At 63.5% G+C, this 14571-nt stretch carries 11 protein-coding genes; 6 read left to right on the forward strand and 5 right to left on the reverse strand.

Annotated elements, in window-relative coordinates:
* Positions 1–3 precede the first annotated feature (3 nt).
* The 3 genes from CRD15_RS01805 to CRD15_RS01815 all read right to left on the reverse strand — a co-directional run bounded on the left by CRD15_RS01805 (position 4) and on the right by CRD15_RS01815 (position 5557).
* Entirely contained in the window at positions 4–2124 is a 2121-nt protein-coding gene (locus tag CRD15_RS01805; protein ID WP_187401766.1) for an Hsp70 family protein, read from the reverse strand.
* A 73-nt stretch (positions 2125–2197) separates the two neighbouring features.
* Positions 2198–3670 (reverse strand): GTPase, encoded by a 1473-nt coding sequence (locus CRD15_RS01810; RefSeq protein WP_034981100.1) that lies wholly within the window; start codon positions 3668–3670, stop codon positions 2198–2200.
* Complete coding sequence (locus CRD15_RS01815) at positions 3671–5557, reverse strand: dynamin family protein (RefSeq protein WP_230580273.1); 1887 nt, start codon at positions 5555–5557, stop codon at positions 3671–3673.
* 367 nt (positions 5558–5924) lie between these two features.
* Here CRD15_RS01815 and CRD15_RS01820 point away from each other — a divergent pair, with 367 nt between their 5' ends.
* On the forward strand, positions 5925–7235 hold the full coding sequence (locus CRD15_RS01820; protein ID WP_187401767.1) for a hypothetical protein: 1311 nt from the start codon (positions 5925–5927) through the stop codon (positions 7233–7235).
* 68 nt (positions 7236–7303) lie between these two features.
* Here the strand turns inward: CRD15_RS01820 and CRD15_RS01825 are convergent, their stop codons facing one another.
* Both CRD15_RS01825 and CRD15_RS01830 read right to left on the reverse strand, forming a co-directional pair.
* On the reverse strand, positions 7304–9415 hold the full coding sequence (locus CRD15_RS01825) for an ATP-dependent DNA helicase (protein ID WP_187401768.1): 2112 nt from the start codon (positions 9413–9415) through the stop codon (positions 7304–7306).
* Between the two features lie 29 nt (positions 9416–9444).
* Positions 9445–10767, reverse strand: coding sequence for a nicotinate phosphoribosyltransferase (locus CRD15_RS01830; protein ID WP_187401769.1), 1323 nt, complete (start codon positions 10765–10767; stop codon positions 9445–9447).
* Positions 10768–10830: 63 nt separating this feature from the next.
* On the opposite strand from CRD15_RS01830, the gene clpS reads away from it, so the two are divergent.
* The 5 genes from clpS to CRD15_RS01855 all read left to right on the forward strand — a co-directional run bounded on the left by clpS (position 10831) and on the right by CRD15_RS01855 (position 14523).
* Positions 10831–11136 carry an ATP-dependent Clp protease adapter ClpS gene (clpS, locus tag CRD15_RS01835; RefSeq protein WP_034975882.1) on the forward strand — a complete coding sequence of 102 codons (306 nt, stop codon included), beginning with the start codon at positions 10831–10833 and terminating at the stop codon, positions 11134–11136.
* Positions 11137–11163: 27 nt separating this feature from the next.
* Complete coding sequence (locus tag CRD15_RS01840; protein WP_034969017.1) at positions 11164–11736, forward strand: DUF2017 domain-containing protein; 573 nt, start codon at positions 11164–11166, stop codon at positions 11734–11736.
* Positions 11733–12899 (forward strand): P1 family peptidase, encoded by a 1167-nt coding sequence (locus tag CRD15_RS01845; RefSeq protein ID WP_034981090.1) that lies wholly within the window; start codon positions 11733–11735, stop codon positions 12897–12899. Before CRD15_RS01840 ends, CRD15_RS01845 begins: the two co-directional genes overlap by 4 nt.
* The gene (gene murI, locus CRD15_RS01850) at positions 12883–13740 is read left to right on the forward strand and encodes a glutamate racemase (RefSeq protein WP_051873892.1); all 858 of its coding nucleotides are present in this window, start codon (positions 12883–12885) and stop codon (positions 13738–13740) included. The genes CRD15_RS01845 and murI overlap by 17 nt, the downstream gene beginning before the upstream one ends.
* A gap of 240 nt (positions 13741–13980) precedes the next feature.
* Entirely contained in the window at positions 13981–14523 is a 543-nt protein-coding gene (locus CRD15_RS01855) for a hypothetical protein (protein WP_034973385.1), read from the forward strand.
* The last annotated feature ends 48 nt before the right edge of the window (positions 14524–14571 follow it).

The following is a 14571-nucleotide window of genomic DNA, read 5'->3' on the forward strand; positions in this document are numbered from 1 at the left end:
GGATTAATCCTGCGGCATCAGGTTAAAGAACTTAAGCATCTTCTTGATCTCGTCCTCTGATGCACCGTTTTCACCGCGGCTGACCACGATTCCCTTTTGGTCGGGATACCAGATCATAATGTCGGGTGCACCATATTCGCTTGTTGCTGGATACATGCGAATCTCCGGCCAGCCGTTACCCGCATCCTGGATTCTTGTGCTCTTAATGGAGGAGCTTTCTGCGTGATCGTAGACCTTCTTCGCCTCGTCACCGGTCAATATGTAACGGAAGCCACTGTATGTAAGGTTACCGTTTTTCCCATCCAGCGAATTGTAGTCGGGGAGGCAAGAGTACATCTTGTTGTCCATGTTGCGGAAGGCATCCCCAAGGAAGGGTGGCTTCTTCGTTTCTGCTTCACAGGTGCGCATGCGGTTGTAGAAGTTCGTCGGCATGTAGTCCTTAACCTCCGGCAGGAGGGTGGGAAGCACCTTGTACAGATCCGAGTCCGTCGCATTGGCCGGCAGGGCGAACGTACTGGTCTCAGAGAACGGCGGGTTGCCGGAACCATCGTTGCCGCCGCCATTGCCGCCGCCGTTGCCATCGCCACCTCCATTGAGGGCGACAAATCCGATTGCCACGACGACCGCCAGAATCGCCAGGCTGGCCGTGACAATCACCGGGGTGTTCGACTTCTTCCGCCCCGCCGAGGTAGCCGTAGCGCGAGCCGAAGCAAAGTTGCTGGGACCATAAGAGCTAGGGGCACCTGGGCCGAAGGACGATGCCTGCGGAGGGCGGCTAAACGACTGCGTGTTGTTCTGCGCAGGATTCGGGAAGCTACTGGTCGGCGAGCTTCCGTTCTGGTTTGCCCGCGGCATTCCGGGCGAGGTAGCCGGGGTGGGGCGGGAGGAGCCTCCAGCTGCGGCCCCGCCTCCAGTGGCGGCACTCGCGGCACCTGCGGCACCCGCAGCGCCCGCCACACCTGCGGCAGCACCGCCCGCGTTCGCGGTACGGTTCGCAGAATCCGGAGCCCCGCCGTCGGTGAATCCGCGCAGAGTTGCAGCCAGTGCGCCGCGGCTGACTACCGTCTTGGGGTCGTCCAACGTCATGACCGTGCCGACCTCGCCCAGACGATCCTGCACGAAAGGTACGCGCGAGGAACCGCCGGTCATGTAGATCGGGGTCTTTGTGGAATCGACGCCCGCCTGTGCCAGCGCCGCCCGCGTCAGCTCAACGCCACGCATGATCGACTGCTCGATCACATTGTTGAATTCGTCGCGGGTGATCAACAGGTCAGTTTCCCCGTGGGGAGTGGAGACGCTGATCGTGGCCGAGGACGTATCCGAGAGGATCTCCTTGGCCTCGCGAATGCTGGATTCCAGCGCGTGGACCGTGGCGATCGGGGCGGAACGAAGGTAGTCCGCCAGATCGGGATCATCGTGCTCCAGCTGGTCCAGAACCCAGCGGTACATCAAGTTGTCGATGGTGCGGCCGCCCAGGCTGTTATCGCCCTTGGCGGCGACGACCTCGAAGTTACCGTTCGGCTTCGCTTCCAGCACCGCGATATCCAGGGTGCCGCCACCGAAGTCGAACACCGCCACGTGGGAGCCCGCGCGCACGGACTGCTGGGAGGCGTAGTGGATGGCGGCCGCCCGTGGCTCGGAAAGGAAACGCAGACTCTTTTCGGGAATGCCCGCTGCAATGGCGCTTCGCTTCAGCTGGTCCACGGAGTGAGCGGACCAGGCCTCGGGGTGCGTCAGAGTAACGGTCTCGGGATCCTTGTTAGCGTGCTGCGCCTTACCGGAGCGCAGAACCGTGGCCAGCACAGAGCCCACGACCTTCGTCAGCGGCAGATCCTTGGTAGCCAGCTTCACTTCATCGTGGTCGATGTAGCGCTTGGGGCTGAGCAGCAGGCGCGAGGGGTCGCGGCGTCCGCGAGCCAATGCGGAATCGCCGTTGAGTAGCGTGGGCTCCCCATCGGCAGCAGCGTGTGCGCCGTGTGGGGAATCCAGGAACACTGCGGACGGCAGGATGTTGGAGCGGTGCGTCAACGCAAGGGCGGATATCTCCTTACCCATCGGGCTTTGGTGAGCGGCAGCCGTATTCGAGGTTCCGAAATCGATTGCCAGGTGCCATGCGTTAGTCATGAAAAGTACAGCTCCTGAAATACACGTGTGCTTAAGGCATAAGTAGCTTACACTTTAATGCCAATTAGTGGCGTTAGATGGTCGCTTGCAATGCGGATTGGAAAGAACCGAGCAAACGTTCACGTGCCTCGTCCTCCGCGGCGGACAGGGGAGACATCGAAAGTTGCTGGAGTTCGGCGATCTGCTCTTCGATGGCTCGGCGCACTTGGTCAACCGGCGTGTCCCGCGGCAAATTCACCGTATCCGCCGGGTGCCCAGCAGTGACCGCGGTGCGCAGCAACTGTAATAGTCGGGAATCGGGCGTGCTGGCATAGGTATTGCGGTAACTGCGGTAGAGCAGCACAAAGTGCATGCCCGGCTGCGCCAGTGTGACGGACAGGACCCACCGGATGTGGTTCATATCCGGGTGGTTAGAGGCCAGATCGTCCAACACATCCAGCATTCGGGCAGCACGCTGCAGCACGGCGAAGTAGGTGATGTCGCCGGTCAGCAGATGCACCAGCTCGGATACGCCGGAGGTTTCCACCATCCACTTCACCAGCGCCGGCGCACCGCCTTCGGCGGCAATGCTGCGGCCGGCGAACACGCCGTATTCGCCCATAACGTCTAGCAAATCGTCCCGGTCGTTAGCGGAGAATCCCGCAACGACCTCTCGCGGGTCGTCGGCCTCCAGGAAATCCAGCAGATCATCACGATCCAGCTCCGCCAGTGCGGCCAGCTGACGGGCGACGTCGCCGGTCACCTTGCCCGTCAAGGCGGACTCAGCCATCAATCCGGAAAGCGGGATGGTTTGCTGGACAGTGCTCACCAGTTTCTTCTGGATGCTGTTGGCGTGCTGCCGGGCGTGTTGCAGCGGATCGATGGAACCGAAAGCGCCGGAGCCGAAAGAGTCCGCGCGGGAAAGGATGCCCACTGTATTTAGGGGCGTCATTCCCAATTGCGAAAGAAACCGCTTCTCGTCCTCGCGCGGGGCAGAGTCCGACAAAAAGACAAGGCAATCGGCCCAACCGCTAGCGCGGCGCGTATCCCGCTGCCCGTCGACCAGAATTCGACGGGTTCGCTGCTCGTTTTCGACCGTCAAGGTCGCGGTGCCGGGCGTATCGATCAGGGTGAGCTCTTCCAGTCGGCGGTTGGGCAGGAACTGGTCGATGTAGTCCACCTCGTTCAACGGTACGGGCAGGCTATCGAGCGGGCCGTTGTTCAGTGGGATGCGGGCCATCTGGCCGTCGACGGAATGGATCTCGGCGCGGGCGGGCGCGCCGTTGTGGTACATGCTGACGGCCATGGTGCATTCCAGGGCACCGGTGGCGGCGATCAGGTTCTCCGTCAGGGCGTTGACCAGAGTGGACTTTCCGGATTTCAGACGACCGACAACAGCGACTCGGGGCGGGCGGGTAACCATCAAACGCAGCTGTTCGGCGCGGGCCGCCAGGTCAGGGGAGCCACCTGCGAGGGCATCAACGGCCTGCGTTAGCAGCAGCGTGAGGTCAGAGACCCGCTGGCTGAGGTGGGCAGAGGCCGATTGGATTTGGTGTTCCTGGTTCATTTACATCCCCGCCCCGCTTGCCGGAATCGTCCCAGCCTGGGCTGCCGCCTTCAGACTTGCGGCTCCGTGCCGGCTGCGCTTCAGCGCTTCTAGGTGGCCGTCTAGCTCCTCGATGGTCTGCTGCACAATCTCCCCGTTCTTCTTCAACCGGGCAATGGTCTGCTTGCGCTGCGCCTCGGTTTCTCGGGCGATCTTCTGGGCGGATTCGATCTTGCCCTGAAGGTTGCGCTGTTCGTGCCTGATGGCAGCGCGGTGGCGCAGCAGAATTTCCGTCCTACCTGTCGTGATGGTGATGTCGATCATGCGGTTGATGGAGCCACGGGTTGTGGCGATGGTCTCTCGCAGCCACACCAGCAGGTGCTGCTTGCCGTTGCGCATCGCGCGGTAGCCCATGTTCACGCCGATCCAGGCTGCGGCTGCCACAGGCGCGAAGGGGATCACGACTGTCAGTGCGCCTGCACCCACAATGCCCATCGTCAGCATCGAGGGATCCACCAGCCCTGCAGACTTTTTCTCCACGTCGTGGCTCAGCGATTGCGGTGGAGCCATCGCCGCGAAAATCTGCTGCTGCACCTGATCCACCAGGTCTCGGCGACCCTGGAAAAGCTGGGCGGCACGCCGCGTAACTTCGCTGACCATCGACATCACCATGTGCTCCATGATCTGCCGTAGCTCGATTTCGATCTGGCTAGTGAAGACCTGCGGCTTGCTGCGCAGCACGCGCATGCCCTCGGAGTTAATGCGGTTGGTCCAGCGGGTTTTCAGATCGGTCAGTGCCTGATCCATCGCCGCGGATACCTTGTTGCGGCTGAGCTGAATATCGCGCATGAACAGCTGTTCCCACTCGCTGGTGGCGTCGCGGAACGCTTCCAGCTTGCGCTTTTCGGCTTCGAGTTCGCCGACCGCATCGCTGGTCTTGTCGTACAGCTTGATGTCGCGCTGGATATCGGTCGTGATGGATTGCATCGTCGACCGGGTGATCTCGAGGGCCGTGATCGTCCCGAGATTGCCCGGTGAGTTGACGTGGTTGATGATCTGTTGGCGCAGCTCGGCGATGCCGCACCGTTGCTCAATCTTTTCTCTTTTTTCTGGTGACGCCGCCTCGGCCGCATCCAATGCCCGCAACGAGGACACTCCAATGACGGGGATATCCAGACCGAGGTGTTCTGCGATGAGGCGTTGGTCGTCGGCGACGATGGAGCGCCAGCGGCGCACATTCTTATCTGTCTTGGTGACGGCCACGATGACGCTTCCGACCTGTTCACGGGCGCGGCGCAGGATATCCATCTCCGGGGCGGTGATGGGGGTGGATGCGTCGCAGACCATCAGCAGAACTCCGGCATTGCGGGCTTCCGCCAGGGAGGCAGTGACGGCGTGCTCGTCCAGTCCGCCCACGCCCGGGGTGTCGATGATCGTCACCTTTCCCAGGCCGGAGAAAGGAACCAACAGCTCTGCAGCGCTGGGGAGCGAGGCAACTTCTTGGCTATCCTTCGGGGCGCGGTTGATGGCGTCCACAGCTTCCTGCGTGACCCAGTTCTTCAGCTCCGACGGGTCGATCGGATCGCGCTCCGTGCCGCGTACCAGGCGCGCCAGGATTGGCTTGTCGTCTGGCTGGTCGGGTTCAGTGTGGATGCGGATGGGGGCGCTCGTAGCGGTGATAACGTCCACCGGCAATAGGTCACGCCGGCCGATTAGTGCGTTGACGAGGGAAGATTTGCCACGCTTAACCTCCCCGATGATGACGACGGACGAGGTGCGGTACTTCGCGTTGACGAGGTTCTGCACGCGGTCGGCAACGTCGTGCATCTTGTACTTTCTGGCGATAGTTGCCCCGCGCTCAACGCTGGCCTTCGGGGAACGACCCGACGCGTTCAAGATGGGGGTCACGGTATTTTTCGCCTTTCATTGCTATCGATGCTTATTGCTCTGCCATATTTCGGTGCCATTCTAGTATGCCGATAACCGGTTTTTCTGGTCGCGGAGGGAACATTGCGCGACGTATTCGCCGGCGCGCTGTCTGAATTTACCCCCCGAAAATGCTTGCCTATTGAACAGAGGGAATATGTGGCGTGACTTGGGGTTTTGAGGGGTTTGGCGTCAAAAAAATGACCTTAGGAAACACCCCCAAGGAACATAGGGAGGGGGAGTGGCATTCAACAACTGACAGGCAGCGAGGAAGCGCCTGAAGGATACTAAGAACACCGCATAAGCCCCGCACACAGGGCTTCAAGAACACCGAAAGGGAACACACGAAATGTCTAACGAGAACCTGAACAACCAGAACGGCACCAACACCAACGGCAACGCTGGCAACTCTGAGCACTCCCTGGGTCGCTGGGAGGTACTGGACGGCAACGGCAACATGGTCGAAGGCAACGTCGTCGGCTCGCAGGACACCGACGGTGACGGCAAGCAGGACGCCTACCAGGTCGACATCAACGGCGACGGCCGCCCGGATGGCACGGTCTACGACAAGAACGGCGACGGCACCACCGACCGCGCGGAGATGGACTACGACCAGGACGGCATCGTCGACACGGTCTACCAGGACACCGACCGCGACGGAACGATCGACAAGCTGGAAGCAGACACCAACAACGACGGAAAGATGGACACCAAGGCCACCGACTACAACAACGACGGTGTCAGTGACAACGTGAAGTTCGATTCCGATGGCGACGGCACCTACGACGTCACCTCTTACGACTTCGACGGCGACGGCCGAGTCGACAGCGTTGGCTACGACACTGACGGTGACGGAATGTCTGACTACACCGAGCACGACACTGACGGCAACGGCGTGATCGACGGCACCTCCGGCGAGTCCCGTCCGGATGCGGCGCAGGAGAACGTAGGCGAAGGCATCTGGGCTTCCCAGGGTGGCCACGGTGGCGCACCGGCTGGTGACTCCCAGGGTGCGGCTCCGCAGGGCGCGGCTCCGCAGGGTGGCGAGTCCGACGCTCCGGCAGCTCCGAAGGGCGGCGAGTCTGACGCTCCGGCGGCTCCGCAGGGTGGCGAGTCTGAGACCCCGGCGGCTCCTTCTGATGACTCCAAGGGTGCTGACGACTCCAAGGGCGCTGACGATTCCAAGGGCTCCGAGGACTCCCGCGGTGCAGGCGAAGAGGGATCGGGCGCAGGCTCTGATATCCACTCCGCTGGCTCCGAGGGCGCTCCGGGCGGTGGCGAGTACGTCGACCTGGACGGTGACGGCCTGGCCGACGGTGTGTCTTTCGACTACAACAACGACGGCAAGGTTGATGCCCTGCACGTAGACACCACCGGTGACGACACCGCCGACACCATTTACCTGGACACCAACTCCGACGGCCAGGTGGATCAGCGCCACGTAGACACCGATGGCGACGGCCTGACCGACGAGGCTCTGATCGACCAGGACTTCGACGGCTACGGCGACACTAAGGCATACGACACCGACAACGATGCCCACTACGACTCCTACGAGGACACCACCACCGAGGACGTCGCCCCGACCTTCGACGACCTGCTGGGCGGCGGCGGTGCTGGCGCAGACACCGGAGCTGGCGACGGCTCTGATCTGGTCTAAGACCCGCACCTAGCGGAGCTGCCCCCAGCTTCCGCTGGCAGCCTCCTGGCACCCCCGCTGGCAGCCTCTTAACTACCCGCAGCAAGGCGACGCAGTGCACCCCGCACTGTGTCGCCTTTTAGCGTGTACCAAAAGTCCGGCATCGAGCGGCGAATGTAAGCGCCGTAGCGCTTCGTCTCTAGCCGCTGGTCCAGAACCGCAACCACGCCACGGTCGTCCACCGATCGCAGCAACCGGCCCGCCCCCTGAGCCATCAGCAGGGCGGCGTGGTTCGCGGCGACCTCCATAAACCCACTGCCGCCACGCTGGTCGGCGGCTTCCTGCCGCGCCTGCTGTAGCGGATCGTCCGGGCGCGGAAAGGGGATCCGGTCGATAAGCACCAGGGAAAGCGAAGGACCGGGTACGTCCACGCCTTGCCACAGTCCCAGCGTGCCGAACAAGCATGCGGATTGGTTCTTGCGGAATTTCTCCACCAGCGTGGACATCGAATCCTCGCCCTGCAAAAGAATGTCGTAGGGGACCACGGTGCGCAGGTTCTCGGCCATTTCTTCGGCCGCGCGCCGGGAGCTAAACAGCCCGAGGGTGCGCCCGCCCGCGGCGTTGATCAGCCTGGCGGCTTCGTCCACGGACTCGTCGCTGGCGCCGTCCCTGCCCGGCGGTGGTAGGTGGCGGGCGACGTACAAAATGCCGTGGGAGCGCGCATCGAAGGGGGTGCCCGCATCCAGCGTGGGAGTGTTCTTCGGCAGCCCCCAGCGCGCCAGCATGGAGGTGAACTTGCCGCCCAATGCAAGCGTCGCCGACGTCAGGATTACTGTGTTTCTGCCGAATAGTCGCTGGCGTAGTAGGTCGGCGACGCTCAAGGGGGCTACCCGCACCACGTGTTTGGGGCCTCGCACGCCGGAATCGGCGGTGTACCAGACCACGTCTTCGCCCAGCAGATCCGCGGCGTCTTCGCTCGCGCCATGGTTTTTGCCGCTGTTGTTGCCGCCGTTGTTGCCGCTGCGTTCGTCGGCTTCGGAGCCGTCGCCCTCCCCGACGCGCGAGGCATTTAGGATCCGCACGCACGTATCGTTCAGCTCTTCGGTAGCCACAATCACCGCGAGGCGCTCGGAGGCCTTCTGCGAATCATTCGCAAACTCCGATGCCGGAATGCCGCTGACCTGCCGGTTCGTCTTCCACGCCGCATCCCTTAAGGCAGCGAGAGGCAGCTGTAGCCCCTCGGGCACGCTGGTCCAGCGCCCCTCGATGCCGGTGCCAAACCGGTCGTTGCTTCTGGACGCCGCCGCCTCCGCCTTCAACGCCTCCGTCCACCGGTCGCCTGCCTCGGCCAGCTCATCCCCGGCGACATCGGCGCCGGAAACGGTCAGCTTCGCAGCGCGTTTCGCCAGCACGGCGATGGAGGTGGGGGATAGTTCAGCGGTGGCGACGGAAGTGATGCGATCTTCCAGCTCGTGGGCTTCGTCCACGATCACTGTGTTGTGTTCGGGCAAGACTGGGGCGTCCACAAGAGCATCGATCGCAAGAAGAGCATGGTTGGTGACGACAACGTCGGCGTCCGCGGCGCGGGCCCGGGCCCGCTCGGCAAAACACTGTTCGCCGAAGGGGCAGCGGGTGGCGCCGACGCACTCGCGGGAAGACACGCTGACCTGCCGCCACGCGCGATCGCTGACGCCCTGGGGGAGGTTATCCCGGTCGCCGTCCTCGGTTTCACCGGCCCATTCGTGCAGGCGGGCGACTTGGGCGCCGGTGGCGGACAGCTGGGAGGGATCCAGGAGGGATTCTTCGGCCTCGTCCACGCCGCTGTCGGTCTGCGCGTTGGCGACCTTGTTCAGGCACACGTAGTTGCCGCGGCCTTTTTGGATGGCGAATTCGAGGGGGCGGGGGAGTTCCGGCTCGAGGGCTTTGGCCAGCCGCGGCAGGTCGCGTTCCACCAGCTGGCGCTGAAGCGCGATCGTGGCGGTGGAGACGATGACGGGGTACTCGGAATCCATGGCCACAGCGATGCTGGGGATCAGGTACGCCAGGGACTTACCGGTACCGGTTCCCGCCTGCACGGCCAGGTGGTGTTCCCTCTTAATGGCCGCGGCCACGGCTGTGGCCATCTTCTGCTGGCCAGGGCGCGGGGCGCCGCCGAGGTCGGCGACGGCGAGGCTCAGTAGGTCAAGGACGTTGGAGGTCATGGGAAACTGTGAGAACCTTTGTGAAACTTCTAGCCCTTGATGTGGCGGACCTGCAGGGCGGGTTCGTCGCGGGTCAGCGCCAGCCCCTCCCACGGCAGAGAGACCAGCTGTTTGGCGCAGTGCTCGCGGGACTCCTCCAGTGTGGGCAGCCCGTCGACGAGCTCACCGTCGCGAACCATGGGGATGGTCAGCTGGGTGCTGTGCAGACCTTCGGCCTGGGGCAGTTCGCCGCCCATGGGGAAGGTCACTTCCTCGACGGCGGTGCCGGAGGGGCGGCTGAGCCGGGCTGCGTCCTTCGCACCACCCAGGCTGGCTTTGCCACGCGAGCGCTTGGCGACGGGCACGCCGTCGACCTCCACAAGCTTGTAAACCAGCCCCGCGGTCGGCGCCCCGGAGCCCGTGACCACGGCGGTGCCCACACCGAAGGAATCCACCGGTTCGCTGCGCAGGGCGGCGATGGAGAACTCGTCCATGTCGGAGGAGACCACGATCTTGGTGTTGGTTGCGCCCAAGGAGTCCAGCTGGCGGCGCACGCGGCGGGTCAGCACGCCCAGGTCGCCGGAGTCGATGCGCACTGCACCCAGTTCGGTGCCCGCGGCCGCCACGGCGTTTTCCACGCCCTGGGTGATGTCGTAGGTATCCACCAGCAGGGTCGTATCGGTGCCCAGGGCGGCGACCTGCGCCTTGAATGCGGCTAGCTCGTCGGGCGTGCCGTCGGGGCGGGTGTGCAGCAGGGTCCAGGCGTGGGCCGAGGTTCCAGAAGCCGGGATGCCATAGCGCTGCGAGGCCTCCATGTTGGAGGTGGCGACGAAGCCAGCCAGGTAGGATGCCCGGGCGGCGGTAACCGCAGCGTATTCGTGGGTACGGCGGGCACCCATGTCGATGATCGGACGGTCACCAGCGGCGGTGACCATGCGGGCCGCGGCGCTGGCCACGGCGGAATCCATGTTCAGGATGGACAGGATCACCGTTTCCAGAATCACGCACTCGCCGAAGGTGCCGCGCACGGTCAGCACGGGGGAGTGGGGGAAGTACAGCTCGCCTTCTCGGTAGCCGTCGATCTGCCCGGAGAAGCGGAAGTTGCGCAGGTACTCCAGTGTTTCGTCGCGCAGGAAGTCGATGCGCGCCAACTGTTCTTCGGTAAACACGAAGTCTCGCACGGCGCGGAGCACACGGGCAGTACCGGCGATCACGCCGTAGCGGCGTTCGTTGGGCAGTCGGCGGGTGAAGACCTCGAAAGTGCAGGCGCGGTTCACCGTGCCGTCGAGGATTGCGGCCTCGAGCATGGTGAGTTCGTATTTGTCTGTAAGAAGTGCGGAGGAGCGGGTGCTGTTTTCGTTCACCCGTTCCATGCTAGCCCACGCCAGGTGGCGCACCCGACGGCGAATGCGCCCAATGTCGGTACTCTGGGAACCATGACTTCCCCAGCTGCTCCCTCCGCCACACCGGTGGCGGACAAACTGCCAGAAACCCTGACGGAGCCCAACCTGCCGTGGATGTGCATCTGTTGGGACGATCCGGTGAACCTGATGAGCTACGTGACCTATGTCTTCCAGACCGTCCTGGGCTATTCGCGCAAGCGTGCCACGGAGCTGATGATGCAGGTCCACACCGAAGGGAAAGCCGTGGTGAGTTCCGGGGAGCGCGACAAGGTCGAAGGGGATGTGAAGAAGCTGCAGACCGCCGGGCTGTGGGCGACGATGCAGCGGGCGGACGGGTAGGCGTCAATAGAGAAAGAAGGAACGAACATGCAGCCGTGGACGAAGAAAAGCAGCCTGCTGCGCGGGACTCGTTTTAATACGCAGCTAGAGCCGCTGGAGCGCGAGATGCTGGGGGATTCGGCGGTGGCCGTGTCCGACAAGCTGATGGAGCGCGCGCGGACGGCTCCGAAGGACGAGCTGGCGGAGATGACGGGCATGGCCAGCGGGCATGCCGATGCGCCGAAGGATCCGGGGTTGGCGCGGCTGCTGCCGAGCTTCTTCCGCGAGGGTGACGAGGAAGTCGACGGCGATGCGGCGCTGACCCGCCAGCTGAACGAGACGGACATTATCAAGGCCAAGCTGACGAATCTGCGCTTCGTGGTGGATTACCTGGGGCCGAACGGTTCGGTGAATGTGTCGCTGACGCAGGACGAGGTTCGCCCGTGGCTGAGCGCGATCAACGACATTCGTCTGTATCACTCCGCGCAGTACGAGGAGTTCAAGAAGGACCTGCTGGAGGAAGACGGCAGCTCCGACCAGGCGATGGCGGCGCAGAACTACCTGGATTGGCTGGGCTACCACCAGGACAGCTTGCTGTCGGCGATGATGGGTGAGCAATGAGCATAGAGCTGTTCGGCTGCCAGCCCGGACCGACTAATTCCCTGGCGGATGTCGCGGAGATAGGGGTAGGCCACGCGGTGTGTGAGGACGGCGCGGGTGATTCGGGCGTGACCATGATCGTCGCGCCGAAGTCCGCCACTGCCAGCGTGGATGTGCGCGGTGGCGGGCCGGGGACTCGCGAGACGGATCTTTTGGCGCCGCACAACACGGTGCAGGCCGTGCACGCTATTGGTCTGTGCGGTGGTTCTGCTTTTGGTCTTGACGCCCTCACGGGGGCAATGGCCGAACTGGAGAGTAGGGGGATCGGCTTTGCCGTGCTGGGTCCGGAGCACCCGGATAAGTTGGTGCCGATCGTGCCGGGGGCTGTGATTTTTGATCTGCTGCTGGGGCGCTGGGATTCGCGGCCGGATGCGGCCACGGGAGCAGCGGCGACGGCGGCGGCGCTGGATGCAGTGGCTGGTGACGCGACTGGGCGGGAGGCTTTAGCGCAGGGGGCACAGAACGGCAATGTCGGTGCGGGGCTGGGCGCCTCGGCGGGAGCGCTAAAGGGCGGCTTCGGGCAGGCCAGTGCCGTGTTCCCGGAAGGTACTCCGCTGGCGGGGGTTACCGTGGCCGTTGGCATTGTCGTGAACCCGCAGGGTGCGGTCTTCGACCCGGCGACCGGCCTGCCGTGGGGACTCGCCGCGGAGCTGAACGGGGAGTTTGCCCGATATGGGGTGGCCGATGGCCTGGTTGATGGTGAGCCGGTGGGGGCTGGGGGCGTCAATAGGCTAAGGAACAAGAACCTGCTTGGCACGAAGATTACGGCTGACATGCTGGCGCCGAAGCTCAACACGACGATTGGTGTGGTGGCGACCGATGCGCCGCTGACGAAGGCGCAGGCGAAGAGGCTGGCACTGGCGGGGCATGACGGGATCGCGCGGGCGATTCGGCCGGCGCACATGCCGATGGATGGGGACACGCTGTTTGCGATGGCGACAGGTGAGCACGGTTCGGGGGCTACTGGAGTTGAGAGGGGCGTGGATGACATTGGCATGAGCCTGCTTTCGGCGGTCGCGGCCAACACGGTGGAGCGGGCGATAGTTCATGCCGTGTTGGCGGCGGAGTCGGCACTCGGGGTGCCGTGCTGGCGTGATGTGGTGAAGGGTGAGGATCGTGGCTGAGGGTGCTGAGGCTAACGTACAGGCGGAACAGGCTAACAATGCGCCTATAGGGGTGTTTGATTCGGGCGTGGGCGGGCTGACCGTGGCGCGTGCCATTGTGGATCAGCTGCCGCATGAGAACCTGGTGTACATCGGGGATACGGCCAATTCGCCTTACGGGGACAAGCCTTTGGCGCAGGTGCGCGAGCTGTCGATTGGGATTGCGGACACCCTGGCGGAGCGTGGCTGCAAGATGATTGTGGTGGCGTGCAATTCTGCATCGTCGGCGTTTATCCGCGACGCGCGGGAGAGGTATTCCATTCCGGTGGTTGAGGTGATCCTGCCCGCGGTGCGGCGCGCGGCGGCGGCGACCCGCAACGGGAAGATCGGTGTGATTGGCACCCAGGCGACGGTGAGCAGTAGGTCCTACCAGGATCTTTTCGCGGCGATTCCCGGGGTAGAGGCGTACGCGCAGGCTTGTCCGCAGTTTGTGCCCTTTGTGGAGCGCGGAATGACCAGTGGGCGGCAGCTGATGGGGCTGGCGGAGAACTACCTTGCGCCGTTGAAAGCCCAGGGGGTGGACACCGTGGTGCTGGGGTGTACGCACTACCCGCTGCTGGCCGGGGTGGTGCAGTTGGTGATGGGGGATGAGGTCACGCTGATCAATAGCGCCGAAGAGACGGCGAAGACTGTTTATAGGACGCTGTCGGAGCAGGGGCTGCTTGCGGATGAGGATCCGGGGCGGGCGGTGGATCTGTCCTTCGAGTCGACGGGCGACCCGCAGAGGTTTGCGAAGCTGGCCGGGCGGTTCCTGGGGCCGGCGATTAGTTCTGTGTCCCAGATTCCGGAGATGGTGCGCTAGCGTTTAAGGTCTTCTTATGTGGGATAACCAGGGGGTTTGGTGCTTATGGAACCATTTTTCTGGTTGAACTTGGACCATTAATACGGTTAAACTATCTGCGTACTCTTAGGCTGTTTTTGACTTATTGAACTGAGTTTTGGTGAGTTTTCAGCCTTTAGTAAGCGCCTGGCCTGCTGGGGATCTGACAAGAGGTAGGCGCACTTTAGCTTCAGGAAGGATCCTCAGTCGCGCAAGATCCGCGTGGGCACCAAGTGCAACTGCGAGACCCCTGAGGATCCGAAGGAGGCGGAGCAGCCGAACCCTGAGGATCCGAAGGATCCGGAGAACCCGAAGGATCCGGAGCAGCCGAAGGATCCGAACACACCTGGCGGTTCCTCCGGTTCGGTGACTCCGAAGCCGAACCTGCCTGGCATCATCGGTTCCCTGGGACTCGGCGGGGCCATCGTGGGTAGCGGATCTCACGGTTCCACCCCGAAGCCGGATTCCGAGCAGCCAGGCAAGCCAGGTAACACGAACAAGCCGGGCAAGTCGGGTAACACGAACAAGCCGGGCACCCCTGGCAGGTCCAGCACCCCGAGCCAGCCGGGCGCCAAGGGAAGCACGTCCACCGGTAGCTCCGCAAGCAGCGGTGGCACCAGCTCTCAGAAGCAGGTTGATAGCCCGCGGATGAGCACCCTGGCCTCCACCGGCGCGAACGTGCTTGGCGTGTTCGCAGTCGGCCTGGCGCTGATCATCGGCGCCATCCCGCTGCTGCGCCGCCGCCGCGAAGAAGGCGAGGCCTAACCGCCACTAGCGTTCAGCGCTAGCGCCTAGCGGAACAGCCAATCCTGG

The sequence above is a fragment of the Corynebacterium sp. LK28 genome, from assembly GCF_014335105.1.
GTDB lineage: Bacteria > Actinomycetota > Actinomycetes > Mycobacteriales > Mycobacteriaceae > Corynebacterium > Corynebacterium macclintockiae.

Bases quoted from the DNA above. Each gene is read 5' to 3' on its own strand.
- CRD15_RS01845 (WP_034981090.1), top strand. From the start codon at position 11,733: ATGAGCATAGAGCTGTTCGGCTGCCAGCCCGGACCGACTAATTCCCTG.
- clpS (WP_034975882.1), top strand. From the start codon at position 10,831: ATGACTTCCCCAGCTGCTCCCTCCGCCACACCGGTGGCGGACAAACTG.
- CRD15_RS01805 (WP_187401766.1), bottom strand. From the start codon at position 2,124: ATGACTAACGCATGGCACCTGGCAATCGATTTCGGAACCTCGAATACG.
- CRD15_RS01840 (WP_034969017.1), top strand. From the start codon at position 11,164: ATGCAGCCGTGGACGAAGAAAAGCAGCCTGCTGCGCGGGACTCGTTTT.
- CRD15_RS01810 (WP_034981100.1), bottom strand. From the start codon at position 3,670: ATGAACCAGGAACACCAAATCCAATCGGCCTCTGCCCACCTCAGCCAG.
- CRD15_RS01830 (WP_187401769.1), bottom strand. From the start codon at position 10,767: ATGGAACGGGTGAACGAAAACAGCACCCGCTCCTCCGCACTTCTTACA.
- CRD15_RS01820 (WP_187401767.1), top strand. From the start codon at position 5,925: ATGTCTAACGAGAACCTGAACAACCAGAACGGCACCAACACCAACGGC.
- CRD15_RS01825 (WP_187401768.1), bottom strand. From the start codon at position 9,415: ATGACCTCCAACGTCCTTGACCTACTGAGCCTCGCCGTCGCCGACCTC.